15 protein-coding genes are annotated in these 26,842 nt (G+C 57.7%); 10 read left to right on the top strand and 5 right to left on the bottom strand.

Going from position 1 to position 26,842, the window contains the following annotated elements; translation table 11 throughout:
* A partial coding sequence (locus DY251_RS15110) for a DUF4347 domain-containing protein (RefSeq protein WP_158553262.1) occupies window positions 1–4,112 on the bottom strand: 4,112 nt, incomplete at its 3' end.
* Window positions 4,113–4,441: 329 nt separating this feature from the next.
* On the opposite strand from DY251_RS15110, the gene DY251_RS15105 reads away from it, so the two are divergent.
* Genes DY251_RS15105 through DY251_RS15090 form a run of 4 tightly spaced genes read left to right on the top strand, consistent with a single transcriptional unit; the run spans window position 4,442 to window position 10,211 of the window.
* Window positions 4,442–5,917: a TolC family protein gene (locus DY251_RS15105; protein ID WP_116624740.1), complete on the top strand. Its 1,476-nt coding sequence runs from the start codon at window positions 4,442–4,444 to the stop codon at window positions 5,915–5,917.
* A 13-nt stretch (window positions 5,918–5,930) separates the two neighbouring features.
* Window positions 5,931–6,695, top strand: coding sequence for an efflux RND transporter periplasmic adaptor subunit (locus DY251_RS15100; RefSeq protein ID WP_245415978.1), 765 nt, complete (start codon window positions 5,931–5,933; stop codon window positions 6,693–6,695).
* 7 nt (window positions 6,696–6,702) lie between these two features.
* A complete protein-coding gene (locus DY251_RS15095) occupies window positions 6,703–8,094 on the top strand; it encodes an efflux RND transporter periplasmic adaptor subunit (protein ID WP_116624738.1) in 1,392 nt (463 codons plus the stop codon).
* Window positions 8,079–10,211, top strand: a complete 2,133-nt coding sequence (locus DY251_RS15090) for an HlyD family efflux transporter periplasmic adaptor subunit (RefSeq protein ID WP_116624737.1) — start codon at window positions 8,079–8,081, stop codon at window positions 10,209–10,211. The genes DY251_RS15095 and DY251_RS15090 overlap by 16 nt, the downstream gene beginning before the upstream one ends.
* Here the strand turns inward: DY251_RS15090 and DY251_RS15085 are convergent.
* Window positions 10,208–10,771, bottom strand: a complete 564-nt coding sequence (locus DY251_RS15085; RefSeq protein ID WP_116624736.1) for a peroxidase-related enzyme — start codon at window positions 10,769–10,771, stop codon at window positions 10,208–10,210. The genes DY251_RS15090 and DY251_RS15085 overlap by 4 nt on opposite strands.
* Before the next feature lie 159 nt (window positions 10,772–10,930).
* Here DY251_RS15085 and DY251_RS15080 point away from each other — a divergent pair, with 159 nt between their 5' ends.
* On the top strand, window positions 10,931–15,739 hold the full coding sequence (locus DY251_RS15080) for an NAD-glutamate dehydrogenase (protein WP_116624735.1): 4,809 nt from the start codon (window positions 10,931–10,933) through the stop codon (window positions 15,737–15,739).
* Window positions 15,740–15,759: 20 nt separating this feature from the next.
* Complete coding sequence (locus DY251_RS15075; protein WP_116624734.1) at window positions 15,760–17,145, top strand: MFS transporter; 1,386 nt, start codon at window positions 15,760–15,762, stop codon at window positions 17,143–17,145.
* 354 nt (window positions 17,146–17,499) lie between these two features.
* On the opposite strand, the gene DY251_RS15070 is transcribed toward DY251_RS15075, so the two are convergent.
* Window positions 17,500–18,369 (bottom strand): transglutaminase-like domain-containing protein, encoded by an 870-nt coding sequence (locus DY251_RS15070; protein ID WP_116624733.1) that lies wholly within the window; start codon window positions 18,367–18,369, stop codon window positions 17,500–17,502.
* Window positions 18,370–18,444: 75 nt separating this feature from the next.
* Window positions 18,445–18,660 carry a DUF1674 domain-containing protein gene (locus DY251_RS15065; protein WP_116624732.1) on the bottom strand — a complete coding sequence of 72 codons (216 nt, stop codon included), beginning with the start codon at window positions 18,658–18,660 and terminating at the stop codon, window positions 18,445–18,447.
* Between the two features lie 91 nt (window positions 18,661–18,751).
* On the opposite strand from DY251_RS15065, the gene htpX reads away from it, so the two are divergent.
* The 4 genes from htpX to purH all read left to right on the top strand — a co-directional run bounded on the left by htpX (window position 18,752) and on the right by purH (window position 24,609).
* Window positions 18,752–19,747, top strand: a complete 996-nt coding sequence (htpX, locus tag DY251_RS15060) for a zinc metalloprotease HtpX (protein ID WP_116624731.1) — start codon at window positions 18,752–18,754, stop codon at window positions 19,745–19,747.
* Between the two features lie 35 nt (window positions 19,748–19,782).
* Window positions 19,783–21,141 carry an RsmB/NOP family class I SAM-dependent RNA methyltransferase gene (locus DY251_RS15055; protein WP_116624730.1) on the top strand — a complete coding sequence of 453 codons (1,359 nt, stop codon included), beginning with the start codon at window positions 19,783–19,785 and terminating at the stop codon, window positions 21,139–21,141.
* 66 nt (window positions 21,142–21,207) lie between these two features.
* Complete coding sequence (locus DY251_RS15050; protein WP_425373306.1) at window positions 21,208–22,932, top strand: heparinase II/III family protein; 1,725 nt, start codon at window positions 21,208–21,210, stop codon at window positions 22,930–22,932.
* Between the two features lie 60 nt (window positions 22,933–22,992).
* Window positions 22,993–24,609: a bifunctional phosphoribosylaminoimidazolecarboxamide formyltransferase/IMP cyclohydrolase gene (purH, locus tag DY251_RS15045; RefSeq protein WP_116624728.1), complete on the top strand. Its 1,617-nt coding sequence runs from the start codon at window positions 22,993–22,995 to the stop codon at window positions 24,607–24,609.
* 95 nt (window positions 24,610–24,704) lie between these two features.
* Here the strand turns inward: purH and acs are convergent, their stop codons facing one another.
* The gene (gene acs, locus DY251_RS15040; RefSeq protein WP_116624727.1) at window positions 24,705–26,657 is read right to left on the bottom strand and encodes an acetate--CoA ligase; all 1,953 of its coding nucleotides are present in this window, start codon (window positions 26,655–26,657) and stop codon (window positions 24,705–24,707) included.
* Window positions 26,658–26,842: the final 185 nt, after the last annotated feature.

Here is a 26,842-nt window from a genome sequence, read left to right as displayed (position 1 = left end):
GTGATAATCACATCCTGGAATGCATTGGCCGGGCTGTCGTTCGGATCGCTGAAGCCGAAATCGGCAACGGCGAACGTATAGGCCGTGTCCTCATTCGTGGTGATCGTCTTGTCCGCACCCGCCGGTGCGTCATTGATCGACGTCACATTGAAGCTGATGGTGTTCGGCGTCTGGTCGGTGTTCTGGCCGCCATTGGCCGTGCCGCCATTGTCGCGAACCTGGAAGGTGAAGCTCGACACAGCCGTGCCATTGCCATTGGCCGGCGGCGTCCATGTCAGTGTCGGGATCTGCGCAACCGTGATCACCTGACCAGCCGTCACCGCAACACCGTTCAAAAGCAGCGTGCCGCTGGCCGGAAGCGTGGTGATAATCACATCCTGGAATGCATTGGCCGGGCTGTCGTTCGGATCGCTGAAGCCGAAATCGGCAACAGCGAATGTATAGGCCGTGTCCTCATTGGTGGTGATCGTCTTGTCCGCACCCGCCGGTGCGTCATTAACCGCTGTCATCGTGAGCGTCAGCGTGGATGTATCGGTGCCGCCATTTCCGTCTGACACCGTGTAAGTCGCCACGGGGATTGCTCCGGTGTAGTTTGCGACCGGAACAAAGCTGTAGCTGCCATTGGCGTTGATGGTGAGCTGCCCCACGCCCGAAACGGTTGCGGTTGCACCGGCTGCATAGGTCACGCTGTTCCAAACGAACTGCGAAACGGTCATGGTATCCCCGTCGGGATCTGTGGCGTTTGCCAGCACTCCGGGGGCAGCTACGGAAAGCGTCGTATCTTCGATTACCGAATTGGTTTCATTTGCATCCACCGGCGCGTCGTTTACCGGGACCACCGTTATAAACGCGTGCGCGGCGCTAGAGTTTGTGGTGCCGTCATTTACCGTAACAGTTATGTCGCGGGTGACAGATCCCGGATTGTCAGTCGTGTTTTCAAACGTGATGGCCCGGATTGCGGCGGCATAGTTCGCCTTCGTGGCAGAACCAGTAAGCGTAACGACCGAGCCCGTATTTGTATAGCTGATGCCGTTGATAGTACCCGAAGCAGCTGCCGAGCCTCCGACCAACAGGCGGTCACCGCTCTGCGCGTTTGTGATCGTCACAACGCCGGAGGCCATATTGGCGCTATCGCCGTCGCGAACATCATTGTCGGTATCAGAAATCGCGACCGGTGAGCCGTTTTCAGTGTAAGTCGCGTTCCAGTTTGAACCTGCCGTCTGGTCCACCATGGAGGTGATGTTTGTGCGCAGCCGTACATTGTCGATATAGACGTCATCCCCGGCATTGCTGCCGCTGAAAACAAGACTGCCCGATGCAGCGACCGCAGCAGGCAGATTTATGATGATCGAAGTTAGCGTTCCGGTGCCGCTACCCATCGCTGTGATCGCCGTTGTGGCGGTGGTCCCGGCAGCGTTAGTTGCGCCATTGAGATAGGCAATGGCGCCGCTCGTTACCGCGGCGCCAGTGGTGAGGCGCGCATACACAACACCGGCAACCTGAATTTCGAACGTGCGCGAACTCGTGGCACTGTTCACCCAGCCGATATCGAGCGTAATTTGGCCAGCACCGTTCAGACCCGGCCCGACATTAAGCCCTGTCAGCCCGTCTTGTGTAAGGGTCGCAGCATTATTCGATGTGAAGGCATAGCGACCGGTCACTCCACTGTCGGTTGCTGTGCCTGAGCCGCCTTCAGTCCAGCCATAAGGCTTGTCCGCATAATCTGCGAAGTCACCGTTCGCAACGATATTGTTGGTTTGAACGATACCTGTCAGACCCGAGTTCAGGTCCACGACGGGACTAAAGTTTCCGTTCAACGTAGCTGTGGCGGTCGTTGTGACTGAGTTAAGCTGGTTATGCACCGCAACGGTAAAGCTGCGCGTCGAAGTGACACCGCTCGTGCTCGAGAACTTGATAGTCTGAAGCGCTGCTTCATATGCGGCGGCGTCAGCGACACCGGCAATCGTAACCGAATAAGCCGAGTGCACAGTCACCGTTATGCCCGCAGGCAAAGAGCTGTCGTCTACGGTCAGCACATCGCCGCTTTGCGGATTCGTCAGCGTGACTGTTGCGTCAGCAATGCCACCAATAACATTGGTGATATCGATATCCGTATCGACCACGGCAACCTGACTACCGGTCGTTGCCTGGAAGGTCCCGACATAGCTTGTCCCGGTAGCCGTGCTGTTGTTGGCGTCGAGGTCGAGTGTCGTGTCGCCGTCAAATGCGATCCGATAGCTGAAGGTTTGCGCGGTTGTGATCGCACCAAGCGTGAACTGAACCGCGATACCGTTGTCGGTACTCGGATTCGTGTTCCACGTATTGGCCAAGTCGCCGCCATTATCCATGCTGGCGTACATGCCGTTGTAGACCGCTGAATAGTAGTGATCGAACTGAAGGGGGCTACCTTCAACTTCCGCAAAGCCGACAACAGCTTCGGTGCTTGTGCCGATGCCTCGACGCACACCAACGTAAGAAGGGTCTCCGTCGGTGATATTGTTGATTGCAAGGCTGGGATCCAGCGAAAATGCAGGCCCCGCGTCTACGCCCGCCAAATAAGTATCAAGTGTATGATAATACTTGATAATTTGTCCGTTTGCCGTTGGCGGAGTTACCGTTACGTTCTGAGTAAAAAAGGCATTCGGAGATGCGTAGATTGTCTCGATTTGGACGAGCAGGTCCGTGCCTGCGTCATAGCCGGAAGTGCCACCGATATTATAATAGAGACGGGTAGTAACGACGTAGGGGTTAGCTTCTGTACCCGCACCCGTCAGAGTTTGTGCACCAGCCGACTGCCACACGGTGTCGACGATGTTTGTCACGGATGTACTGGGCCCGAGAATCCGATTGCCATATGCGAGAAAGATGCCGTTGAAAAGGCTCGTGCTCGTGTCTGTCACGTTCGGGCTGTAGAATTGCGTCAGGCCTTTATAGGTAACCTGAAGCTGTCCTGTATTGCCCACATAGATGCGCAAACCGTCGGCACCAGTTCCGAGCGTACCGCCTGTAGGATTGATTGTGGTCTGGACCAGCGCATGGTGCCAGTCGGTCGGGTCGATTGCAGCGGCTTCAATAGCGCCAACATGCGTTTCCAGATCCCAATCGCCGCCAAGATCAACATGGCCGGTCGTGTCGGTGGAGGCCGCAATATCAGCACCGGTGATTCCGCCAAGCACGATGGCAGCGCGCAACCCGGCGTCACCAGCCGTGAAATCGCAGCCATAAATCAGAATATCGCCGTCCGCAGACAAGGCATGGCCAATTACCGTCAGTTCGTCGAGATACTCGCCCTGCATGCTGTCGGCGGTAAGTGACGCCGTTCCAAGCGAAAGCTGCCCTTCTCCGCCGTGCGACAGAATGTGAATGGCTTCAATGCCTGTGCGGCCTTTCAATGCCGCTGCTATCTGCTCCACGCCATCCTTGGTAGGATCAAGCGTCACAACCTCGACATCCTTGCCGAAGCTGGCGATCAACGAGTCCTTGTCTTCAATATCGCCGGCGACGAATACGATCTCTCTTGCGGAGCTGCTTGTACTGTGATTGCCGTCGAGAAAACCGATTTGCTCGTCAGCAATCACGTTATGTCGCTCATTTCCGCGATGAGCAGTGTCCGAAGCAGGCCGATTTCCGTCCTGGAAGCTCCGAAGCCCTGAATCGTGCGAACGAATAGTGCTTTCCTGCACGTTGGGAATATCGAGACTTGCGCGCAAGTGATGGTCAGAATTGCGCGACCCAAGCTCGCCGCGGTGTTCCTCGTGCGTGATTCCGGAGGCACCGCGCCGCCCCAATTCGCGATCTCTATCGACATTGCCATTTGAAGAATCGTCACGACGATGTGTCGACGCATTAGATGGTATGTTCTCAGATCTATTCTCCTGAGCGTTGCCACGAGCCTCAAGCGCTTTGGCCAAGGCCGAAAAATCGTGCTCAGGTTGTTTTTCGACATTGGGCGAATGCCGCTCAGCAGCCGCTTCCGCATGCTCGCCAGCCGCTGCATCGAATGCTATGCGCTGCTCCAGCTCCATGAGCATATCGCCGAAGCGAGAGCCATTGGACCCAGCCTTTTTGCGCGCTCGCGCGCGATCCCTTGAATGAGAAAATCGTTCGTTCATTGGATGGCCGCCACCAGATCCAGATATGAAACCGAAGGTCGGACACAACCCGACCACCAGCATTGATACCAGTCGGCTTACACATCGTAGGTAAACAAATTTACTGCAAATAAAATATTATATCATGAGAAAAGTTACCCATGATTAACTGCGTTGAGCCTGATTTATGTGGATTCGATGCAACGCAAATGCGGATTCTGCGATTCTTTGCTGCCGCCACGCTGGAAGTCGCTGCAACTTTAAAATAGTAGCCATTTAGTTGAATGCTCTTTGACGCGCTTTCGCGTGGCAAAGTGCTGCGTATGGTTTGAGGGCGGGTGGTGAGCAATATGACGAAATCCAGCAGAAAACTGGCAATCGCCATTGCGCTCATTCTCACCGTCAGCGGCTGCGCAGTGAAGCCAAAAGAGCTTTCAGACGCTGACAATCTCGCATTTGGTTCGGATAAACTGTCGCGCGCTGATGCCAATCAGCAGCCGATCAGCGGCTCTGTTGACCTCTATGAAGCAATGGCGAGAGCGCTCAAATACAACTTGGACGTTCAAGTCGAGGTCATGGAGGCTGCGCTTAGGCTGCGCGATATCAATCTCGCAAATTACGCAACTCTACCCGATCTCGTCGCCAGTTCAGGTTATGCCGGCAGAAACGATGCCGACGACACGACGCCTTCGACGCGCGATCCGGACATTCTCACGTCTGACCTGACCTTTTCTTGGAATATTCTCGACTTCGGCCTTTCCTATGTCCGCGCTCAACAAGCGGCCGATCGGGCACTCATTCAGGTCGAAGCCAAGCGTAAGATCGTCAATCGCGTAATTGAAGATGTCCGAACAGCCTATTGGCGCGCAGTCAGCTATGATCGTCTCGTAAACCGCATGCGTGGTCTTGAGGGCCGCGTCCAGCAGGCGCTGCGCGAAACGCGCTCGCTTTCAGCTTCTGGCGACACCTCGCCGTTGATTGCCCTCACCTACGAGCGCGAACTTATTGAAGTTAAGCGTGAGATCGAGTCGCTTGAGAACGAACTCAGCCTTGCAAAGAGCCAACTTGCGGCGCTCATGAATGTCCGCCCGGGCACGCCTTTCAACCTGGTTGCGCCAAAGAGAGGCAATATCAAGCTGAACCTGCCGAACGATCCGGGTCAGCTTTATCTCGTCGCTGCGGCGAACAGGCCGGAAATGCGCGAAGTCAACTATGAGATTCGCGTAAACGACAAGGAAGTGCAGGCCGCATTGCTGCAGCTTCTGCCGAGCTTCAATCTCTACGCCGGGCTCAACTACGATTCAAACGAGTTCATCGCGCAGAACGAATGGGTTTCTTACGGCGCGAAGGTCAGCTGGAATCTGTTGAAACTTATGAGCATGCCAGCGGTAAAGGCGCGCTCGCAAGCTTCCGAGGAAGTTCTGGACAAGCGCGCCCTGTCCGTGGCCATGGCTGTCATGACGCAGGTCAATATCAGCCGCGTGCGCCACGCGCATCTGCGCAAGTCATACGGCACGGCTGCAGCGCTTTCAAATGTGCAGCATCGGATTCTCAAGCAGGTGCGTGCGGAGACACAGGCCGACAAAACCAGCCAGCAATTGCTCATCCGTGAGGAAATGAATACCTTGCTGGCTGATGCCAAGGCAGACATGGTTTATGCAGATCTGCAAAATGCGTATGCAAATGTTTACGCTTCGCTTGGTATAAACCCGTTCCCAGTGGGCATCGACCTTACGCAGCCGGTCGATGTGGTAGCGCGTCAATTGCGTGATATGTGGACAGAACGGGGCAACGCACCAAAGCTGCAGGTGGCGTCCGCCGAATAGGCGAGGAGGCCGAATGAAGGTCTGGCCGAAGCAATTGCGAGCATCCTGTTGCCTCATCGCTGCCATGGCGATGCTCGCTGCACATCCATTATCAGCCTCTGCGCAGGATGATGCGCCGTCGCTGCGCGGCATCGTCAAAGCGGTTAACGAAGCCACCATATCCAGCGATCTCGGATTCCGCATCGTCGAGCTTCCCTTCCGTGAAGGGCAGAGCTTTAAGAAGGACGACACGCTCGCGGTATTCGATTGCGATGGCTTGCGCGCCGAGTTGCGCTCGTCTGAAGCCCGGCAGGCAGCCGAGCAACTAACGTACGACAACAATTTGCGGCTGGCCAAGCTGAATGCGGTCGGTCGCTTTGAAGTCCAGCTTTCAAAAGCCAAGACAGATCAGGCCGCGGCGGAAGTCGATACGTTCCGCATCAAGATCAAGCAATGCGAGATCAAGGCTCCTTTCGATGGGCGCGTTGCAGCAAAGACCGCCAACGTCGCCGAACTCACCGATCGCACCAAGCCTTTGATGCAAATTGTCAGTGACGACGCTCTGGAAATCGAAATGCTGCTGCCTGCCAATTGGATGCGCTGGCTGAAGCCCGGAGATAAATTCACGATGAGCCTCGAAGAAAAGGCTGAAACGTTGAATGCCGAGGTGGCGGCGATTGCGCCCGTTGTCGATCCGGTCAGCCAGACAATCAAGGTTATTGGCCGGTTCACCGACCCGGCTAGCGGCATCCTGCCCGGCATGAGCGGACCAGTTCGCTTCACGCAACCCAACGGTTGAATCTCAAATGGCAGAACCAAAAACCGCCGAGAGAGTAATTTCCGTTTCCCCTCCGGCGCAGGGATTTACTCCACCGCAGCAGGCCGCGGGCGGCGGCATCGAACTGCTTCTCAAGGCAGAATCCGAAGCACGGCGCGCCGCAACGGTCGGCGAGCTTCAATTCGCGATTGCCAACGAAACCATGAAATTGGCGCGTGCGAGGCAGATTTTTCTGCTCACGCTCAGCAGCGGAAAGCCGCGCATCGCCCAAGTCTCCTCGATCAGTAAAATCGATCGCGATTCACCCAGATTGCGCTGGATCGAAAGCGTGGTGCGTGCGCTCGATGCTGATGTCGGCCTGGCGAAGGTCCGGGAATTCGTGCTGCCGGCCTACTGCCCACCGGAAGATCCGGAGCACAAGGAATATCCCTTCCGCTTTATGTCATGGGTTCCGCTCTTGACACGCGAAGGCGTCCCATTCGCCGGAATGATCATGTCTCGCGAAGTGCCTTGGATCGAGCAGGACTCCATCGTCGCCGCTCGCCTTGCCGAGACATACGCGCATTCGTGGCTGGCGCTCGTAGGCAAACGCAAGGTTCTGCCGAGGTTGAAAATTGGATGGCTTGTTGCCGCGCTTGCCGTTGCGGCGGTCGTCGCGGGTACAATCCCGGTTCCGCTTACCATTCTTGCACCCACTGAAGTAACGTCGGTTAGCCCGCGTGTCGTCGCGCCGTCCATGGATGGCGTAATCGAGGACATTCTCGTCGCGCCAAATCAATCGGTCCATGAAGGCGAACCGCTGCTGCGGCTTGCCTCGACAACATTGCGCAATGAACTTGCCGTCGCAGAGCGAAACATCGCCGTCGCCGAGGCAAGGCTCAAGCAGGTAACGCAAAGCGCCGTAACGGATCCACGTATGCGCGCCGAACTTGCCGTTTCGCGCAGCGAGTTAGCGCTGGCCGAGGCGAAGCGCGACTACGCGCGAGACATGCTGGCTCGCACCGAGATTAAATCTCCGGCGACAGGCGTAGCCGTGTTTGGCGATCCGCGCGATTGGGTCGGTCGGCCTGTGGCAACCGGCGAGCGCATCATGGAAATCGCAGACCCAGCAAAGCTGGAACTGCGAGTCGACGTGCCCGTGGCGGATGCCATCGCGCTCAAGCAAGGCGCAAAAGTACGCGCGTTTCTGGATTCCAACCCCTTGAAGCCCGTAGACGCAAAAGTCCGCACGATTTCATTCGAAGCGCAGACCATCGAAAACAACACACTGGCCTATCGCATCTACGCGCAGTTCGATGGCGATGCAGCAACCAGGCTCGGCACACGCGGAACGGCCCAACTCTACGGAGACAAGGTGCCGCTCGCGTTCTACCTGTTCCGACGTCCCGTCGCGGCAGTGCGGCAATGGCTGGGGATCTAGCTGCACCCGCCGATATCCCGCTGCCACCGCTGCGGGAAGACCTGCAAATCGTGCGCGGCGGCGTAAGCTATTCCGGTGCGCCTGTGTGGATCGTGCTGGACCCGATCCGTAACCGTTTCTTCCGCATCACCTACGAGATGTTCCAACTGCTTTCGCTCTGGAACCGCGCGGGCAGCGTCGCCAAGCTCATGATAATGGTCGCGAGAAATTTCGGGCGAGAAGCCACACCCGAGGAAATCACGACCGCCACCCGCCTGCTCGATTCGGGGTTCTTTTTCACAACACCATCGTCTGGCTCGTGGCGTCCGCTGCATGCTGCGTCGAAGCCGCGCCATTCGCTCTTTATGCGACTGGTACACAACTACCTGTTTTTCAAAGTGCCGTTGGTCCGCCCGACGCCGTTCCTGCGCGCGACATGGCCGATCGTCGCGCCACTGTTCTCCCGCACTTTCCTGATGTTCACCGTCATCGTCGGGCTGATGGGCCTCTATCTGGTCTCAAGACAATGGGAGGCGTTCAAGAGCACTTTCCCTTATGTCTTCACGCTTGAAGGCGCGATCATCTCCCTGCTTTCAGTAGGCTTTATCAAGTCGCTGCACGAACTTGGCCACGCCTATGTCGCGCACCGTTATGGCTGTCGCGTTCCCACAATGGGCTTCGCCATGATGGTGTTGATGCCCCTGCTTTACACAGACGTATCGGATGCATGGCGGCTCAAGCAACGGCGTCAAAGGCTAGCCATCGATTCGGCTGGAATGCTCGTCGAGTTCGCAGTTGCGGCCTATGCGCTTCTCGCATGGTCGTTTCTGCCAGACGGCCCGCTGCGCAGCGCTGTTTTCGTGCTTGCGGCTATTGGCTGGATACTCAGCCTCGTCGTCAACACCAATCCATTCATGCGCTTTGACGGCTATTATATTCTCGCCGATGCGGTCGGCATCGAGAACCTTCAGCCCCGCGCGTTCCGCCACCTGAAATGGCGCATTCGTGAGTTTCTGTTCGATTTGGGCGCAGAACCGCCCGAATATTTCCCACGCAGGATCGATCTTTTTCTAACCGCCTACGCCATAGCCACCACGATCTATCGGCTTCTGCTTTATATCGGCATTGCGCTGCTGGTTTATCACTTCTTCATCAAAATCGTCGGCATCATGCTTTTCGCGGTTGAGGTCGGATTCTTCCTGATCCGTCCCGTCTGGAGCGAAATCAAGGAATGGTTCGCCATGCGACATGAAATCCTGTCCCGTCGCCGCACATATTTTTCATTGGCGATTTTTGCAGCCGCAATCGCCTTCGTCTTTCTGCCGGTATCGAGCCGCGTCACAGCCCCCGCCATTCTGCAGCCGGAATTGTTTGCTCGCCTTTATCCTGAAGAGCCGGGCAAAATCACCGCTGTCCGCGTCATACGTGGACAAGAGGTACACAAAGGCGACGTGCTTTTCGAGATTGAATCGCCAGCTACCGCGCATGAGCGCAAGCTAACCGAGATCGAAATTTCGCTTGCCGAACTGCGCCTTTCCCGTATCGGCGCAGAAGCCGAAGACCGCGCGCAAAGCGGAACCATTCAAAGTCAGCTTGCATCGCTACAGGCGCAGCGTGCAGGGCTGGAGGAGCGCGAAAGCAAGCTCATTGTACGCGCGCCGTTTGACGGGCGCATCGCCGACATAAATTCAGGAATTGTGGAGGGTCGATGGGTAGGGCGCAACCAGCAGCTCGGCTATCTCGAAAGTACAGGTTCGCTCGCTATCCGTGGCTATGTCGAAGGCGATGACCGCGCGCGTCTTGAAGATGGCGCGAAAACGGTATTCGTGCCCGCCGACCTCAGCCGCGGAAAGCTCGACGCCACCCTGGTTGGCGTAAGCACGTATGGCGTCACCCGTATCGACCTGCCCGATCTGGCTTCCGTCAATGGCGGTCCCATTGCGGTCTATCAACAAGCAAACAAGACATTGGCGCCGGTCACGGCCCATTACGCTGTGCGCGCAGAAACGCCAGCGACATCAACCCCAATCGGCCAGACCATACGCGGCACCTTGCTTATCGACGCAAAGCCGGAAAGTGCAGCATCGCGGCTTTGGCGCTGGATTGGTCGCGTATTCGTCCGCGAACTTGGCTTCTAGCGTGCCATGCTGTGATATTCGTCGTTCGGGCGCATATCGACAGCTGCGGCAACGCGATTCGACATGTTGAAGAACGCGGTCGTGGAGGCGATGTCCCATATGTCGCGGTCCGAAAATTCGGCCTCGCGCAACTTCGCTCTGTCGGCTTCTTCCATTTCGGCGGGCTTCTCAGTCAGCTTCACGGCAAAATCGAGCATTGCCTTATGCCGTGGAGACAGGTCCGCAGCGCGATAGTTCATCACCATCATTTCACCGAGCGCCGGGTCGCCCGAAAGCTGCCGCACAGCGGCGCCATGAGCCGTCAGGCAATAATAGCAGTGGTTCACCGAAGACACGGCGACCGCGATCATTTCGCGCTCAAGTTTGGATAGACCTGATTCGCCCAGCATCAGGTCGTTGTACGTATCGGTGAAGGCGCGCAGCTTCTTTTCATCGAATGCGTACGCCCACAGAACATTCGGCACCATGCCGAGCTTTTCAACGCATTTATCGAAATATGCCCTTGTTCCGTCGCTCAGTTCGCCAGTTTCGAGTGACAGCGCCGTGATATGAGAAGGCATATTAAGTATCCTCTTATATAGCTATTGCACTTTTTTCAGGCATATCCGAATGAGCGGTCGCCAAATACGGCCTGATTGGTCTAGCATATCGAAAAAATGTCGTCTGGGCGTGCCAAAATGCCGGCAGCATCAGATCAGCGACAAGGACGGGAGGGAAAGATGGACGCCAAGCAAAAATCGGCATCCTCTAAGTCGAGAAGCAGCCGCAAGCAATCACCGAAAACGCCCAGCAAGCCGGAAGCCCATAAGCTGACGGGCTTCATGCATTATCTGCTGGACCGCGCTTCCGCTGAAGACGTCGCGGTTTATGAGAAAGGTGCGCTTGCCCGCGCGTCAGAACTGGCCGAGCAAGCCCTTGCGCGTCATCGTCGTGGGGATAGCGTTATCGCCATCGATTCCGATCCTGCCGTTACTTTGAACGGCAAGCCGACAACGGTCGTGACCGTGGTCAACGACAACATGCCGTTTCTGTTCGATTCAATTCTCGGCGAAGTGACCGACACAGCCGGCCAGCCGCACTTTGTCACCCATCCGGTCTTGGCCGTTGAGCATGGCAAAAGCGGCGTCGAGAAAATCTTGGCTGAGTCGGCGCTTAAGGGCGACCATGATGCCGATAAGGTCAGCGTCATCCATATTCACGTCAACCGCTTGAGCGCCGAACAGGCCGAGGCGCTGCATCAGAATCTGGAAAAGCTGGTCAAGCAGATTCGCTCAGTCGTTCACGACTGGAAGCCGATGCTCGCGCGTCTCGATCAGGCAATCTCGCAGTTTCGATACACGCCCGTCCCGCTAGAAAAGCATGCGGTAGATGAGGCTATCGCCTTCCTCGAATGGCTTCGCGACGACAATTTCACATTCCTCGGAATGAGGGAGTTCAAATATTCCGGCACCGAAGAGAGCGGCACGCTGACGCGCTCAAAGGAACCAGGTCTGGGCATTCTGTGTGACCCGGAAGTCACAGTATTGCGCCGCGACGCGCACAGCAGCGCGACAACGAGCGAAGAGGTGCGAACGTTTCTATACGGCCCCGACCCTCTGCTGGTTAGTAAGGCCAATGCGAAATCGATGGTCCATCGTCGCGCCTATCTCGACTACATCGGGATAAAGATTTTCAACAATAAGGGTGCGCTTGCTGGCGAGCTAAGGATCGTGGGGCTTTTCACGTCCACGGCGTATACGCGCTCGGTCGTGAAAATCCCCTACCTTCGGTCCAAAGCCGAAGCCGTACTAGCCAAATCGGGTTTCGATCGCAGCGACCACTCCGGCAAAGCATTGCTAAACGTGCTGGAATCCTACCCGCGCGACGAGCTTTTCCAGATTTCGGTGCCTATTCTGCGCAAACACGCCGACGCAATGCTCGGCCTGCTGGACCGCCCACGCGTGCGCGCTCTGGTGCGTGTCGACCAGTTCGACCGATTCGTGTCGGTCCTCGTCTTCGTTCCGCGCGATCATTATGATTCGCATGTGCGCGAAAAGATCGGCACTTATCTCAAGACCATCTTTGATGGCCGCCTGTCGGCATACTATCCGGCGTTTCCAGAGGGCGGACTCGCACGCGTCCATTTCATTATCGGGCGCTCCGGCGGCAAGACACCGAAGATCGACCCCGCAATCATCGAGGCGGGTATCCTCAACATTGTGCGGACGTGGGAAGACGCGGTTCGTGAGGCATCTACGGGCACTGAAGAAGACATGCAACTCGTGGGCATGGCAAACCGCTTCCCCGAGAGTTATCGCAACACCTTCACCCCCGCCGAAGCGCTTGTCGACGCGCGCCGCATTGCTGCGTTGGACACACAAAACGCAATCGAAACAGACTTCTACCGCGCACCGGGGCAGAAGCCGACCGAAGCTTCCTTGAAGATCTACCATTTCGGCCAACCGGTCGCGCTCTCGCAGCGCGTTCCTTTGCTCGAAAACATGGGCTTCCGCGTCATCAGTGAGCGCACGTTCGAAGTCGCGGATGAAAACGCCGAGCCGGTTTTTGTGCATGACATGCAGTTGGAAAGCGGCTTCGGAAAGCCGCTGGACCTCACCGACGAAGGCATTCTGTTCGAGCAGACATTCCTCTCTGTCTGGCACGGCGAAGCAGACAATGATGGCTACAATTCATTGGCGCAAACCGCTTGCCTGAGCCCCTCTGAACTCGGGATTTTGCGGGCTTATGGCCGCTATCTTCAACAAGCGGGCATTCCGCAAAGCCAGGATTTCATTGCCGCAGCGCTAAACCGCTATCCCGAAATCGCACGCGGGCTGCATGCGCTCTTCGTTGCGCAGTTCAACCCGTCCGAAAAGGATGGCGAAATAACCGCGAAGCATCTGAAAGCGAAGATCAAGGATGCGCTGGACGATGTTCCGAACATCGATGACGACACCATCATCCGGCGCTATGTGAACCTGATAGAATCTTCGCTGCGCACGAACCATTTCGCGCCTGTCGAACCCGGTCAGCCGCGTTCGCTGGCAATCAAGCTCGACCCTCGCTCAATCGACGGCCTGCCGGAACCGCGTCCCTGGCGCGAGATTTTTGTCTACGGACCCGAGGTAGAAGGTGTGCATCTGCGTTTCGGCCCGGTTGCACGCGGCGGTTTGCGCTGGTCGGACCGCGCGCAGGACTATCGCACTGAGGTTCTCGGGTTGGTAAAAGCACAGCAGGTCAAAAATGCTGTGATCGTCCCTGTCGGTGCGAAAGGCGGCTTTTTTCCGAAGCGTCTGCCGACCGGCGGCTCGCGTGATGCAGTTTTCGCCGCTGGCACCGCCGCGTACATCAATTTCATTTCCAGCCTGCTTTCGGTCACAGACAATCTCGACGGCAACACGATCATCCCGCCAGTTGACGTTGTGCGCCGCGACACCGACGACCCATATTTCGTCGTTGCCGCAGATAAAGGCACCGCGACATTCTCGGATACCGCGAACGGCATCAGCGCCGCCCATCACTTCTGGCTCGATGATGCCTTCGCATCAGGCGGTTCAGCCGGATACGACCATAAGAAAATGGGCATCACCGCACGCGGTGCGTGGGAAGCGGTGAAACGTCACTTCCGCGAGATGAACCGCGACATCCAGACCACGCCATTCACCACTGTCGGTGTCGGCGATATGTCGGGTGACGTGTTCGGCAACGGCATGCTTCTGTCCGAACAGACCCAGTTGATTGCAGCTTTCGATCATCGCGACATCTTCATCGACCCGACCCCGAATGCAGCGATTTCGTTTGCCGAGCGCAAGCGCATGTTCGCTCTGCCGCGCTCAAGCTGGCAGGACTACGATAAGTCCACGCTGTCAGAGGGCGGCATGATCATCTCGAGAAGCCAGAAATCGGTTGCGCTGACACCACAGGCCGCGGCCGCTATCGGGCTGACCAAGACCAACGCTTCGCCTACCGAGATCATGAACGCAATCCTGCGGGCGAATGTCGATCTGCTCTGGTTTGGCGGCATCGGCACCTATGTCCGCGCGACAGCGGAAACCAATCAGGAAGTCGGGGACCGCGCCAACGACGCGATCCGCGTAACCTCTGCCGAGGTTCGAGCAAAAGTTATCGGCGAGGGCGCCAATCTGGGTGTGACGCAGCGCGCGCGCATCGAGTTCGGCTTGCTTGGCGGTGCGTGCAATTCCGATGCCATCGACAACTCCGGCGGCGTCAACTCTTCGGACGTCGAGGTCAACATCAAGATTGCACTTGCTGGCGCAATGCGCCGTGGCGCGCTCACCCGTCCGGCGCGCAACAAGTTGCTGGCCGAAATGACCGATCAGGTCGCTGAACTGGTGCTATCGAACAATTATGAGCAGACACTGGCGCTTTCTATTGCGCGCAAGCGCGGCATGCTCGATCTCGGACATCAGGCGCGTTTCATGAGCGTATTGGAGTCGCGTGGACTATTGGACCGTGCGGTTGAAAACCTGCCGTCGCCAACCGCTCTTGCTGAACGCGAATTGAGGGGTGAGCCACTCACCCGCGCGGAGCTTGGCGTCTTGCTGGCCTATGCCAAGATCGTGCTTTTCTCCGAAATCGTGGCAAGCGATGTGCCGGACGACAGCCATTTCGACCGCGATTTGATGGCTTATTTCCCCGACCGCATGGAAAAGAAGTACAAGCAGGATATCGAGGGTCACCGTCTGCGTCGCGAGATCATCGCGCGCGTCTTCGCTAACGACGTCATCAACCGCGGCGGCCCTTCTTTCGTAACAAAGCTGCAGGACGCCACAGAGCGCGGCCCGCGCGAGGTGGTGCGAGCCTTCGCAGTTGTCCGCGACGGCTTCGACCTGCCTGCCTTGTTCAAAGAAATCGATGCACTCGACAACCGGATCGACGGGCAATTGCAGATCGATCTCTATTCGACTGTCGGTCGCCTGATCCATTCGGCCAGCGCATGGGATCTCAAGAATGGCGACGAGTTCGCGCCTCTTGGCGCGCAAATCGCAGCACTGCGGGAAGCACGCAAGGCGCTCGAACCGAAGCTGATGGAACTGCTTCCGGACTTCTCTCGCGACCGTCTCCTGGCGCGCCAGGAAACCTATCTGGCAGCGGGTGTGCCGCAAAAGCTGGCCGAGCGGCTGACGATCACGGAAGTGAGCGAACTGATCCCGGACATCGCGCTCGTTGCGCGCCAAGCCAATGCCGACATCACCAGCGCGGCCAAGGCCTTCTTCGTGCTCACTGAAGCGTTCCGCATCGGGCGCATCGAAGATGCCGCCCGTGCGCTCAACCCGGCAGATTATTATGACGGGCTGGCGCTGACACGGGCGCTGGACATGACAAGTGCCGCGCGTCGCGGAATGGCCGTAAGTGCGTTGACACAGTTTGGCGACAGCGCTCAGCCAGCCGCCGCTTGGCTTGATGCCGGCGGCGAGCGGATCATACGGTTGCGCGAACGCTTGCAAGCACTCACAGAAGGCAGCGAACTTACGGTATCCCGCCTTTCGGTCGCGGCGGGCTTGATGGGCGACCTGACCGGCCTTTGAGCCGGCTAGAAAGGCGACGTATGGCCGCTTCGGTCGATGGCCGGTCCTCACGGGCCGGCATATGGGGATGGATGCTGTTCGACTGGGCGGCGCAGCCTTTTTTCACAGTCGTTACCACCTTTATTTTCGGGCCGTATTTCGTCTCTCGAATGGCCAGTGATCCTGTCACGGGCCAGGCAGCTTGGGGATATGGCGTCGCGCTTGCGGGCTTCGCCATTGCAATACTCTCCCCCATTCTTGGTTCCGTCGCTGACCAGACGGGGCGGCGCAAGCCGTGGATTGCCTTTTTTGCCGCGATCAAGATCACGAGCCTTATGGCACTGTGGTTCGCAGCCCCCGGCTCTCCGCTCATTCCGGTGCTGCTGGCATTTTCCCTCGCATCCATTGCTGCGGAATTTTCAACCGTCTTCAATGACTCGATGATGCCGCGGCTTGTCCCCGCCGCCGAGATCGGCCGCATCTCGAATTTTGCGTGGGGTTTGGGTTATCTGGGCGGAATGGTAGTGCTGATCTTCGTCGTCCTATGCCTTGCCGCATCACCGCAAACGGGCCTCACACTCATCGGCATCAAGCCGCTTTTTGGCTTGGACCCGGTTCAGGGTGAAGACGCCCGCATTACCGGGCCAATATCCGCTATCTGGTATTTCATATTCATCCTGCCGATGTTCATTTTCACCCCCGATGGCGCACGCGGCAAGGCGCTTCGCCCTGCCGTACGTGAGGGTTTGGCCGAGCTGAAATCGACGCTTAAGGAAGTGCGTGGGCGCAGCGGCATTCTTCGCTTTTTGATCGCCCGAATGGTCTATCAGGACGGCGTCAACGCCTTGCTCGCGCTTGGCGGCGTTTTTGCCGCCGCGATGTTTGGATGGACCATCACAGAAATCGGCCTGTTCGGGATCATCCTGAACATCATCGCGATATTTGGCTGCCTTGTCGCCAGCAAGCTGGATACGGTCGTCGGCTCCAAACTTGTTGTCATCATTGCCATTGTGCTTCTGTCGATCGCGACGCTGGGCATCGTCTCGACAGGAACGGATTATACGCTGTTCGGCGCAATCCATTTCTCAGCAACTGGGGGCGAAGGGCTATTCGCCTCCCACGCAGAAAAAGCATATATTCTCTATGGCTTGCTGATCGGCATTGCCTTTGGCCCGGTTCAGGCCTCGTCTCGTTCCTATCTCGCAAGAAGCGTTTCGCCGGAAGAAGCAGGTCGATATTTCGGCATCTACGCACTGGCAGGCCGCGCAACAAGTTTTCTGGCGCCTTTCATGGTCGCCACTGTGACGGCAGTCACAGGTTCAACCCATCTCGGTATGGGAGCTATTCTGCTGTTTTTGATTGGCGGCCTCATCATCTTGTTGCCGACGCCATACCCGGCAGCAAATCCGCACAATGCGACCCACTGAAAAAGAAGAGACCGCCTCTCCCCGTCGGAAGAAGCGGCCCCTTTGCTAGGTCCGTAGTCAGCGCGCCCCATTTGCCCCGAAAACGCGCGACTTCACCTGGCCCTAGTTCGCTACTCTTAGCGGCCCACCCGCCCCTGCGGCCCCAAGCGCCGCAATTATCTATTTAAATGCACGTTCCGGGCCAGTTGGTTGTGGCATCGTGCCAATTTTAGCCCAAACGATACAAGTATATGATTTTATTGGGTGGATTCTTTTTGCAGGAAAACAAATACTTCCAGCGCTCGACCCGAAAACGACCCAAATACAGGGTTTGTGCCAAATTCAGACAGGTGTGGTCGTACCAAACGGATACAATTACGCGAGAATCTGGGCCGATTGCGTTCGGTCAACGCGCTGTTGCATTTGTACGGACGGAACGCTCTTTTCCTCATAAGTCCACACCTTGAACAGCTTCAATTCGTGTCGACCGAATGTGTGAAGAAGCGGAACATCCGTCGCGTCGCGGCCACGGGCGATGACAACGCGGCCAGTGCGCGGAATGTTATGGCGTGCATCGAACGTGTACCATTTGCCATCGAGATAGGCTTCGAACCAGGCGCTGAAATCCATTGGTGCCGGGTCGGCGGGCACGCCAATGTCCCCCAGATAGCCATTCACATAGCGTGCCGGAATATTCATGCACCGGCATAGCGTAATCGCCAGATGCGCGAAGTCCCGGCAAACGCCCACCCGTTCTTCATGCGCTTGCGCAGCGGTGCGGGTAGAGCGCGCGTAGCCATATCCGAAAGACAACCGATTATGCACGTAGTCGCAGATCGCCTGAACGCGCGCCCATCCAGCCGGCACATTCGCAAATTGCGACCAAGCCAAGTCCGAGAGGTGATCCGTTTCGCAATATCGGCTTCCAAGCAGGAAACCGAGCGCATCTGACGGCAGGTCTTCGACGGCCAATTGGTGCGCGAACGGATTTATCTCTTCCGGATCGCCACTGTCGCCCACAACGGCATCGTAGCGAATACGGAAATCTCCGGCCGGCACGAGGAAGCGCCTGCAGATATTGCCGTAGAGATCAGCGTAACTGTCACACTTTACGTCCGGCGTTGTCTCAACAGGCGACTGAGACAGGATGTCGTTCTGTCGTTCGGGATGAATCTCCAGCAGCGAAACGAGTGGCATTGGGCTGTCGCAAGCCACTTCGATTTCGTAACCAAGACGAATGTGCATCGGCGGACCAATCTTTCAAGGAGGTTCGTCAATGCAAACGTACGGAGGCGGGCTAAGTTCCTCTGCCGCAAGCGATCAAAAATCGCTTGTAAGACCTTTCACTTCCCAATCGCCATAGCGTGCGGGTTCAAGCCCTCCCCTGCCGCCCTTTTCAGTCGGCACTTTCGCCTCGGCTTCTTTGTACTGGCGGCGGCGCTCCGCGGCTTCCGCCAGCGCACGGCGCGCAGCCTCGCTAAGGGGTCGCGGCTCCTTCTTCTCGCCTATTCCGCTCGGGTCATCCATTTTCGTCATTCAACTTGCTTTTCATTGAAACGCGCGAGTTCATCCACCATCATATAGCGCAAGGGCGCACGGTGCGGCCAGCTTTTCGGGAGCGGAATGTATGAACCTCGTACGCACGGCAATGCTGATCGCTGTGTTGACTGCGCTTTTCATGGGCGTTGGTTACATGCTTGGCGGGCAGGGCGGCATGATGACCGCCTTTTTCATTGCGGCTGCAATGAACCTGTTCAGCTATTGGAATGCTGACAAGATGGTTCTGCGCATGAACCACGCAGTCGAGGTCAACGCGCAGAACGCTCCAGAATTTCACGCAATCGTCGCTGATTTGTCGAAGCGCGCCGGCCTTCCGATGCCGAAAACATATTTGATCGACCAACCTCAGCCGAACGCATTCGCCACCGGACGCAATCCGAACAACGCAGCCGTTGCGGCAACGACCGGCCTGCTCCAGCGCCTCACACCCGCAGAGGTCGGCGCGGTGATGGCGCACGAGCTTGCACATATCCAGCATCGCGACACCCTCACCATGACCATCACGGCCACACTGGCAGGCGCTATTTCCATGATCGGAAACTACGCGCTCTTCTTTGGCGGCAATCGCAACAACAACAATCCGCTAGGTGCGCTCGGCACCATTGTCGCGGTCTTGGTCGCTCCTTTCGCTGCAATGCTCGTTCAGATGGCTGTCAGTCGCACGCGCGAATATTCGGCAGACCAGCGAGGCGCGGAAATCTCAGGTAATCCGCGTGCGCTCGCGTCCGCTCTTGCAAAGATCGCACAAGCCGCGAAGCGCATCGAGAACCCGCTTGCCGAACGCAATCCGGCAATGGCGCATATGTACATTTACAATCCGCTCCACGGCGAGAGGATGGACAATCTGTTTTCGACACACCCCAACGTCGAAAACCGTATCGCCGCACTGGAAGCGATGGCCAATTCGGGCACGTTTGCACCAACCGCTCAAGCGCCAGCCGGTCCAACCTATGGCGAACCGACGGAAACCGCCGGTCCTTGGGGCACGTCCCAATCCGAGGCCGACCCCAACACTGGCCCGTGGGGACGCGCGCCAGGCAAACCGAACGACCGCTGGTCCTGATTGCCAGCGCGCACGAGCCGCGATATGGGGCGACTATGAACGCCCCTCGCAAGAACAAGCCGCACGTCAACACGGAAACGCCTGGCCTGCCCGCGCGAATGGCTGCAGCCCGCTTGCTGGCAGCCGTTGTAGATGCACACACATCTCTTGATGGATTGACCGATCACGACCACGGCCATCGGCAGTTCCTCGCGCTGGATCTGCGCGACCGCGCACTGGTGCGTGCAATTCTCAACGCCGCTTTGCGCTTTCGCGTTACGATCGGCGAATTGATCGCCGCACGTCTGGACCGGCCTCTGCCTGCCAACGCAAACACGCTCCAACACATTCTGCATGTTGGTGCGGCACAGATCCTCTTTCTCGACGTACCGGACAGCGCCGCCGTCGATCTCGCCGTGGATCACGCAAAGTCCGATCCGCGCACGGTGCGCTTCGCCGGTCTGGTCAACGCCGTTCTGCGCGAAATGTCTCGACGTAAGGAGCGCGCGTTGCCCGCCGTTCTCGCCCGCACCGATGATGCGCCCGATTGGCTGCGCAATCGGCTTGTGTCCGCGTATGGCGAGACGAAGACATCCAAAATACTCGCCATGCATCGGCTCGAAGCCCCGTTTGACTTCACCGTCAAGTCTGACGCTGAAGCATGGGCGCAAAAGCTCGGCGGCTTCATCCTGCCCACCGGGTCTGTCCGCGTTGAAAAGCTGACCGGCCCTGTGACCGAGCTGCCGGGATTCGATGAAGGCGCGTGGTGGGTGCAAGACACTGCCGCCAGCCTGCCTGCCCATCTGCTTGGAAATATCGCCGATCTGCATGTCGCGGATTTGTGCGCCGCGCCCGGCGGCAAAACTGCACAACTCGCCCTTGCCGGAGCACATGTCACGGCAACGGACACCTCGCGCAATCGCCTGCGCAGGCTGGAATCCAATCTCAACCGCCTGAAGCTAACCGCCACCATCGCCGAAGCTGATGTTTCCTCTTGGAAACCCGCCGAACCATTCGACGCGATTCTTCTTGATGCCCCGTGTTCTTCCACCGGAACGGTACGCAGGCACCCGGATATATCTTGGACAAAGAGCGAAGCAGACGTCGAAAAACTCGCTGGAGTTCAGCGCCGTTTGCTGGAAGCCGCCATCGAACTGGTAAAGCCAGGCGGCCGGATTGTCTTTTCGAACTGCTCGCTGGACCCTGCCGAGGGTGAGCAACTCGCGGCCGCGCTGTTGAGCGAGAGAACAGACATCGAATCCGACCCAGTCCTAGCGGATGAATTTCCGTGGGCAGTACCTTTCGTCACGCCGGAAGGCTGGCTGCGCACCACTCCTGCAGACCTCGATCTGGGCAATCCGGCAATATCCGGCATGGATGGCTTTTTCGCAGCCCGCTTCAAACGCCGCACCTAACGGATTTTGTTGGAGTGCGCGCGCGGTTGATCTAGATTCGCGTCGCGGAGGAACGGGGATTCGATCTTGGCCAAAAGTCTGGGCCGAAATCAAAATGTCGGAAGGCTTGTAACGGGGGAACTCTGGCGCAGGGTCCGGCGGCGCGTCCGCATGGGGCCGCTTTACCGCTGGCGCTTCACTGGCCGCACGCCCGAGCGGCTACTGGTCGTCCCGCCAGATTTGCGCCTCTCCGATCCCACACTCGCGCAGGAAATCTATTACGGTCGCTTCCAGTTTTCGGGGCATGTGGTCGACACCGGTGGCGTGTCGCCATTTCAGCTCAATGTCTCGAATCGCGGCTGGGTCAAAGCTCTGCACGGCTTTCGCTGGCTCCGGCATTTGCGCGCTGCCGGCACGGAACTCGCCGCCGTAAACGCCCGTGCGCTCGTGAATGACTGGATCAGGCAGCACGGATCGCGCATGACCGACATTGCATGGGAGCCCGGCACGGTCGCCAAGCGCATCATTGCCTGGCTACAATACTCGGCATTTCTGCTCACCCATGCCGATGCAAATTTCCACCGCCTCTTTTTGAAAAATCTGGCCGTGCAGGTGCGATACCTCCGCGCGACGGTCGGCGAAATGCCGCCGGGCAAAGAACGCGTACGTGCGCGCATCGCGCTTGCCTTCGTTGCGCTGGCGTTGCCTTCTTCCGCTGCCGGGTTGCGCAATGCCGCGCGCCATCTCGACGCTGAACTCGATCTTCAGATTCTACCCGACGGCGGGCATATTTCGCGCAATCCGCTTGTCCTGCTCGAATTGCTGGCCGACCTTCTGCCGTTGCGACAGGTCTATGCCAACCAATCCGCCACGCCACCTGCAAGCCTCATCGCAAGCATTGATCGAATGATGCCCGCCCTGCGCGCATTCCGGCATAAGGATGGTGCCGTGGCGCGTTTCAATGGCATGGGCGTCACCATTCATGAGCGCGTTTCAGCTATATTGCGCCTCGACGATGCGGCAGCGGCTCCTCTGCTGCACGCCCCGCATTCCGGCTATGATCGACTCGAACTCGGCCAGACGGTCGTGATCGCCGACACCGGATCACCACCACCAACCGCCGTCTCGACATCCGCACACGCAGGCTGTCTGTCGTTCGAACTCTCGTCAGGCCGACAATGTTTCATCGTCAATTGCGGAGTAGATAGCTATGGCTCGCCGGATTTGCGCCCTCTGGCGCGTGCCACGGCGGCGCATTCCACCGCCACGCTAAACGAAACCTCGCAGGCACGCTTTGTGCATTCAAACACGGTGCAGGGCATTGTCGGCGCGCCGTTAACCGGCACCCTGACGCACACCGAATGCAGGCGCATCGACCAGCCCGGCATGCAGGGATTCATCGCGAACCACAACGCCTACGAAGTCAAGTTCGGCATCATCCACGAGCGCGAGATACAGCTCTCCGCAAACGGCAATCTCATCTACGGCGAAGACCGCTTTTCCGGCAAGGAAGGCTTGACCATTCTCGCCGACGGCAAGGACCATGCAACCATCCGGTTTCACATTCACCCGACTATTCGAGCAGAACAGGCTCGCAGCGGCGAAATCTACCTGCTCGGTCAATCCGGCGAATGCTGGCTTTTTACGTCGCTAGATTCTCATGCTCTGCTCGAAGAATCCGTATTCTTCGCGAGCACGAGCGGCGCGCGGCGCACCTCCCAGATTGTTATCTCCGCATTGCTTTCCAAAACGCCTGTGCTGCGGTGGCGCCTCCTGCGCGAAACGCAGGAAACAGCGCCTTCCGGCTCTTGATTTCCCGCGGTCCTGTGTTAGGCCCCCGGCCATCAATCCAATACACGAGAAAGCACTGACATGGCTGTCGCGTCCAAGAAGATTCCAGCGCCTGACCTGGTGCCTATCCGCCGTGCGCTTATTTCTGTCTCAGACAAGACCGGTCTTGAGCCGTTCGCCAAAGCGCTTTTCCACGCAGGCGTCGAACTCATTTCCACCGGCGGCACAGCCAAAGCGTTGGCCGCGGCAGGCATCGGCGTCAAAGACGTCTCCGAGTTGACCGGCTTCCCCGAAATCATGGACGGTCGCGTCAAGACGCTGCACCCCTCCGTCCATGGCGCATTGCTGGGCATTCGCGACGACGCAGAACATTCGGAAGCGATGGAGCGCCACGGCATTGCTCCTATCGATCTTGTCGTCGTCAATCTTTACCCGTTCGAGGAAGTTCGCCGCTCTGGCGCTGACTATGCATCAGTAGTCGAAAACATCGACATTGGTGGCCCGGCAATGGTGCGCGCCTCCGCGAAAAACCACGCCTATGTCGCGATCATCACCGACCCCGAAGACTACACCGCCGTCCTGAACGCACTCGAACTGAATGCCGGCAGCCTCACCTACGAATTCCGCAAAAAGCTCGCTGCCAAGGCCTTCTCGCGCACTGCTGCTTACGACGCGGCAATCTCCGGCTGGTTCGCCGATACGTTGGAGATAGAACATCCGACATGGCGAGCATTCGGTGGGCATCTGGATTCCGTCATGCGCTATGGCGAAAATCCCCATCAAAGCGCTGGACTTTACCTCACCGGCGACGTTCGCCCCGGCGTGGCAACCGCAAAGCAGTTGCAGGGCAAGCAATTGTCTTACAACAACATCAACGATACAGACGCGGCGTTTGAACTTGTCTCCGAGTTCGACCCCGCAAACACCGCAGCCGTCGCCATCATCAAGCATGCCAATCCGTGCGGCGTTGCCACTGGCAAAACGCTGCTGGAAGCCTACGAGAAGGCCTTAGCCTGCGATCCAGTATCGGCATTTGGCGGTATCGTCGCATTGAATCGCGAATTGGATGCTGCGGCCGCCGAAGCCATCGTAAAAGTATTTACCGAAGTCATCATTGCGCCGTCCGCTACGGCGGAAGCAGAGGCAATCGTCGCAGCCAAGAAGAACTTGCGCCTGCTCATAACCAGCGGCCTGCCAAATCCGCGCTCTGCGGGTCAGACGGTCAAATCCGTTGCGGGCGCGCTGCTGGTTCAAGGCCGCGACAATGCCGTTGTCGATGATATGGAGCTTAAAGTCGTCACCAGGCGCGCGCCGACAGAGCGCGAAATGGCTGATCTAAAGTTTGCTTTCCGCGTCGCGAAGCATGTGAAATCGAACGCCATCGTCTACGTTAAAGATGGCGCGACTGTCGGCGTCGGCGCGGGTCAGATGAGCCGTGTGGATTCCTCGCGCATCGCCGCACGCAAGGCGCAGGACGCTGCCGAAGCCGCAGGCTCGACGGACGTACTCACCAAAGGTTCGGTCGTTGCGTCAGACGCATTCTTCCCATTCGCGGATGGATTGATGGCGGCAGTCGAAGCCGGCGCGACTGCGGTCATTCAGCCGGGCGGCTCCATGCGCGACGATGAAGTCATCGCCGCCGCGGACGCGCATGGCATTGCGATGGTCTTCACCGGCTTCCGTCACTTCCGGCACTAGTTTCGCCCCACCCGCACCACTGCCCCTCACCCTCTCCCTGTTTACAGGGAAAGGGCAAGGATGAGGGGCAGCGCCAACAGTGACGAGGCATACGCCTACTTCTTATTCTGCCGATTTTCGATCAGATCATCGACAACCGCCGGATCGGCGAGCGTCGATGTATCGCCCAGCGCGCCGAAATCATCTTCTGCTATCTTGCGCAGAATGCGGCGCATGATCTTGCCTGAACGGGTCTTCGGCAGCCCCGGTGCAAACTGTATTTTGTCCGGTGAGGCTATCGCGCCAATTTCCTTGCGCACATGGGCGACGAGTTCCTTGCGCAAATCCTCGGAACCTTGCTCATCCGCCATCAGGGTCACGTAGCAATAAATGCCCTGCCCCTTGATGTCGTGCGGATAGCCAACCACTGCCGCCTCCGAAACCTTGTCGTGGCTCACCAGCGCCGATTCCACTTCCGCCGTGCCCATGCGATGGCCAGACACGTTGATCACGTCATCGACGCGGCCCGTGATCCAGTAGTAATCATCTGCATCTCGGCGGCAGCCATCACCGGTAAAGTACTTGCCCTTGTAGGTCGAAAAATACGTCTGCACGAAGCGTTCATGGTCTCCGTAAACCGTGCGCATCTGGCCTGGCCATGAGTCCAGAATGCACAGATTGCCATCTGCAGCGCCTTCGAGAGCCTTGCCTTCGTTGTCCACCAACTGCGGCTGAATACCGAAGAATGGACGCGTAGCCGAACCCGGCTTCAGGTTCGTCGCACCGGGCAGCGGTGATATGAGAATACCGCCGGTTTCCGTTTGCCACCATGTATCGACAATCGGAATACGGCTGTCTCCGACAACCTTGTAATACCATTCCCAGGCTTCCGGGTTGATCGGCTCACCCACAGACCCAAGCACGCGCAACGTCTTGCGCGAGGTCTTCTTCACCGGCTCGTCGCCCGCACCCATCAAGGCGCGAATCGCTGTTGGTGCGGTGTAGAAAATATTGACCTTGTGCTTGTCGATCACTTCCCAGAAGCGCGATTGCGACGGATAATTCGGCACGCCCTCAAACATAAGCGTCGTCGCGCCATTCGCCAGCGGGCCATAAACGATATAGCTATGTCCGGTAACCCAGCCGACATCGGCAGTGCACCAGTAGATTTCGCCATCATGGTAGTCGAACACATATTGGTGCGTCATGGACACATAGACCAGGTATCCGCCCGTCGTATGCAAGACGCCCTTCGGCTTGCCGGTCGAGCCTGACGTATAAAGGACGAACAGCGGGTCTTCAGCCTTCATTCTTTCGGGCGCGCATTTGGCATCCACTGATCGAATCTCATCGTGGTACCAAACATCGCGACCCTTCGCCCAGCCGATCTTGCCGCCCGTACGGCGCACGACCAGCACGTTCTTGACCATCACATGTTGCTTGGCCGCGAGATCAATCGCCTTGTCGGTGTTTTCCTTCAGCGGAATGGTGCGCCCACCGCGCAAGCCCTCGTCCGCCGTAATAACAAACGTAGATTCGCAATCGACGATACGGCCCGCCAGAGCATCCGGCGAAAAGCCGCCAAATACGATTGAATGGATCGCGCCGATTCGCGTGCAGGCAAGCATCGCGTAGGCCGCTTCGGGAATCATCGGCATGTAGATGGTAACGCGGTCACCCTTCTTGACGCCGTACTTCTTCATCACATTGGCGAGCCGGCAAACCTGCTCGTGCAACTCGTTATAGGTGATCTTCTTGTCGTCGTAGGGATTGTCACCTTCCCAGATAATCGCGACCTGGTTGCCGCGCTTCTTCAAATGCCGATCGATGCAATTATACGAGACGTTCGTGAGACCGTCTTCATACCACTTGATCGAAACCTTGCCCTTGAAGCTGGTGTTTTTCACCTTGCTATAAGGCTTGAGCCAATCGATACGCTTGCCGTGCTTGCCCCAAAACTTGTCGGGATTTTTGATGCTTTCCGCATACCACTTCAGATAAGTCTCATCGTCGATCAGCGCGTTTTTCTTCCACGCCGCCTTGACCTTGTAAACATGAGCTTCCGACACTGGCTTCCCTCCCGAACGTTGCGAATTCCGCGCGCAAACGCGGCCTGGCTGGTCACTCTATTATCAGGAGGGCCGTCACGACAACATTAGACGTTCGATTCGTGTGGCGGCCTGACGCAGTAGTTTAAGCGTCCTCATTAGCAGTCATCGCACGATGCCGCTAGCAGATTGATTTATAGCAATAT

The sequence above is a fragment of the Mesorhizobium denitrificans genome (assembly GCF_003403035.1).
Classification (GTDB): Bacteria; Pseudomonadota; Alphaproteobacteria; order Rhizobiales; family Rhizobiaceae; genus Mesorhizobium_G; species Mesorhizobium_G denitrificans.
Note: the sequence above shows the minus strand (reverse complement) of the source record. Positions and strands in the feature narration are given on the sequence as shown.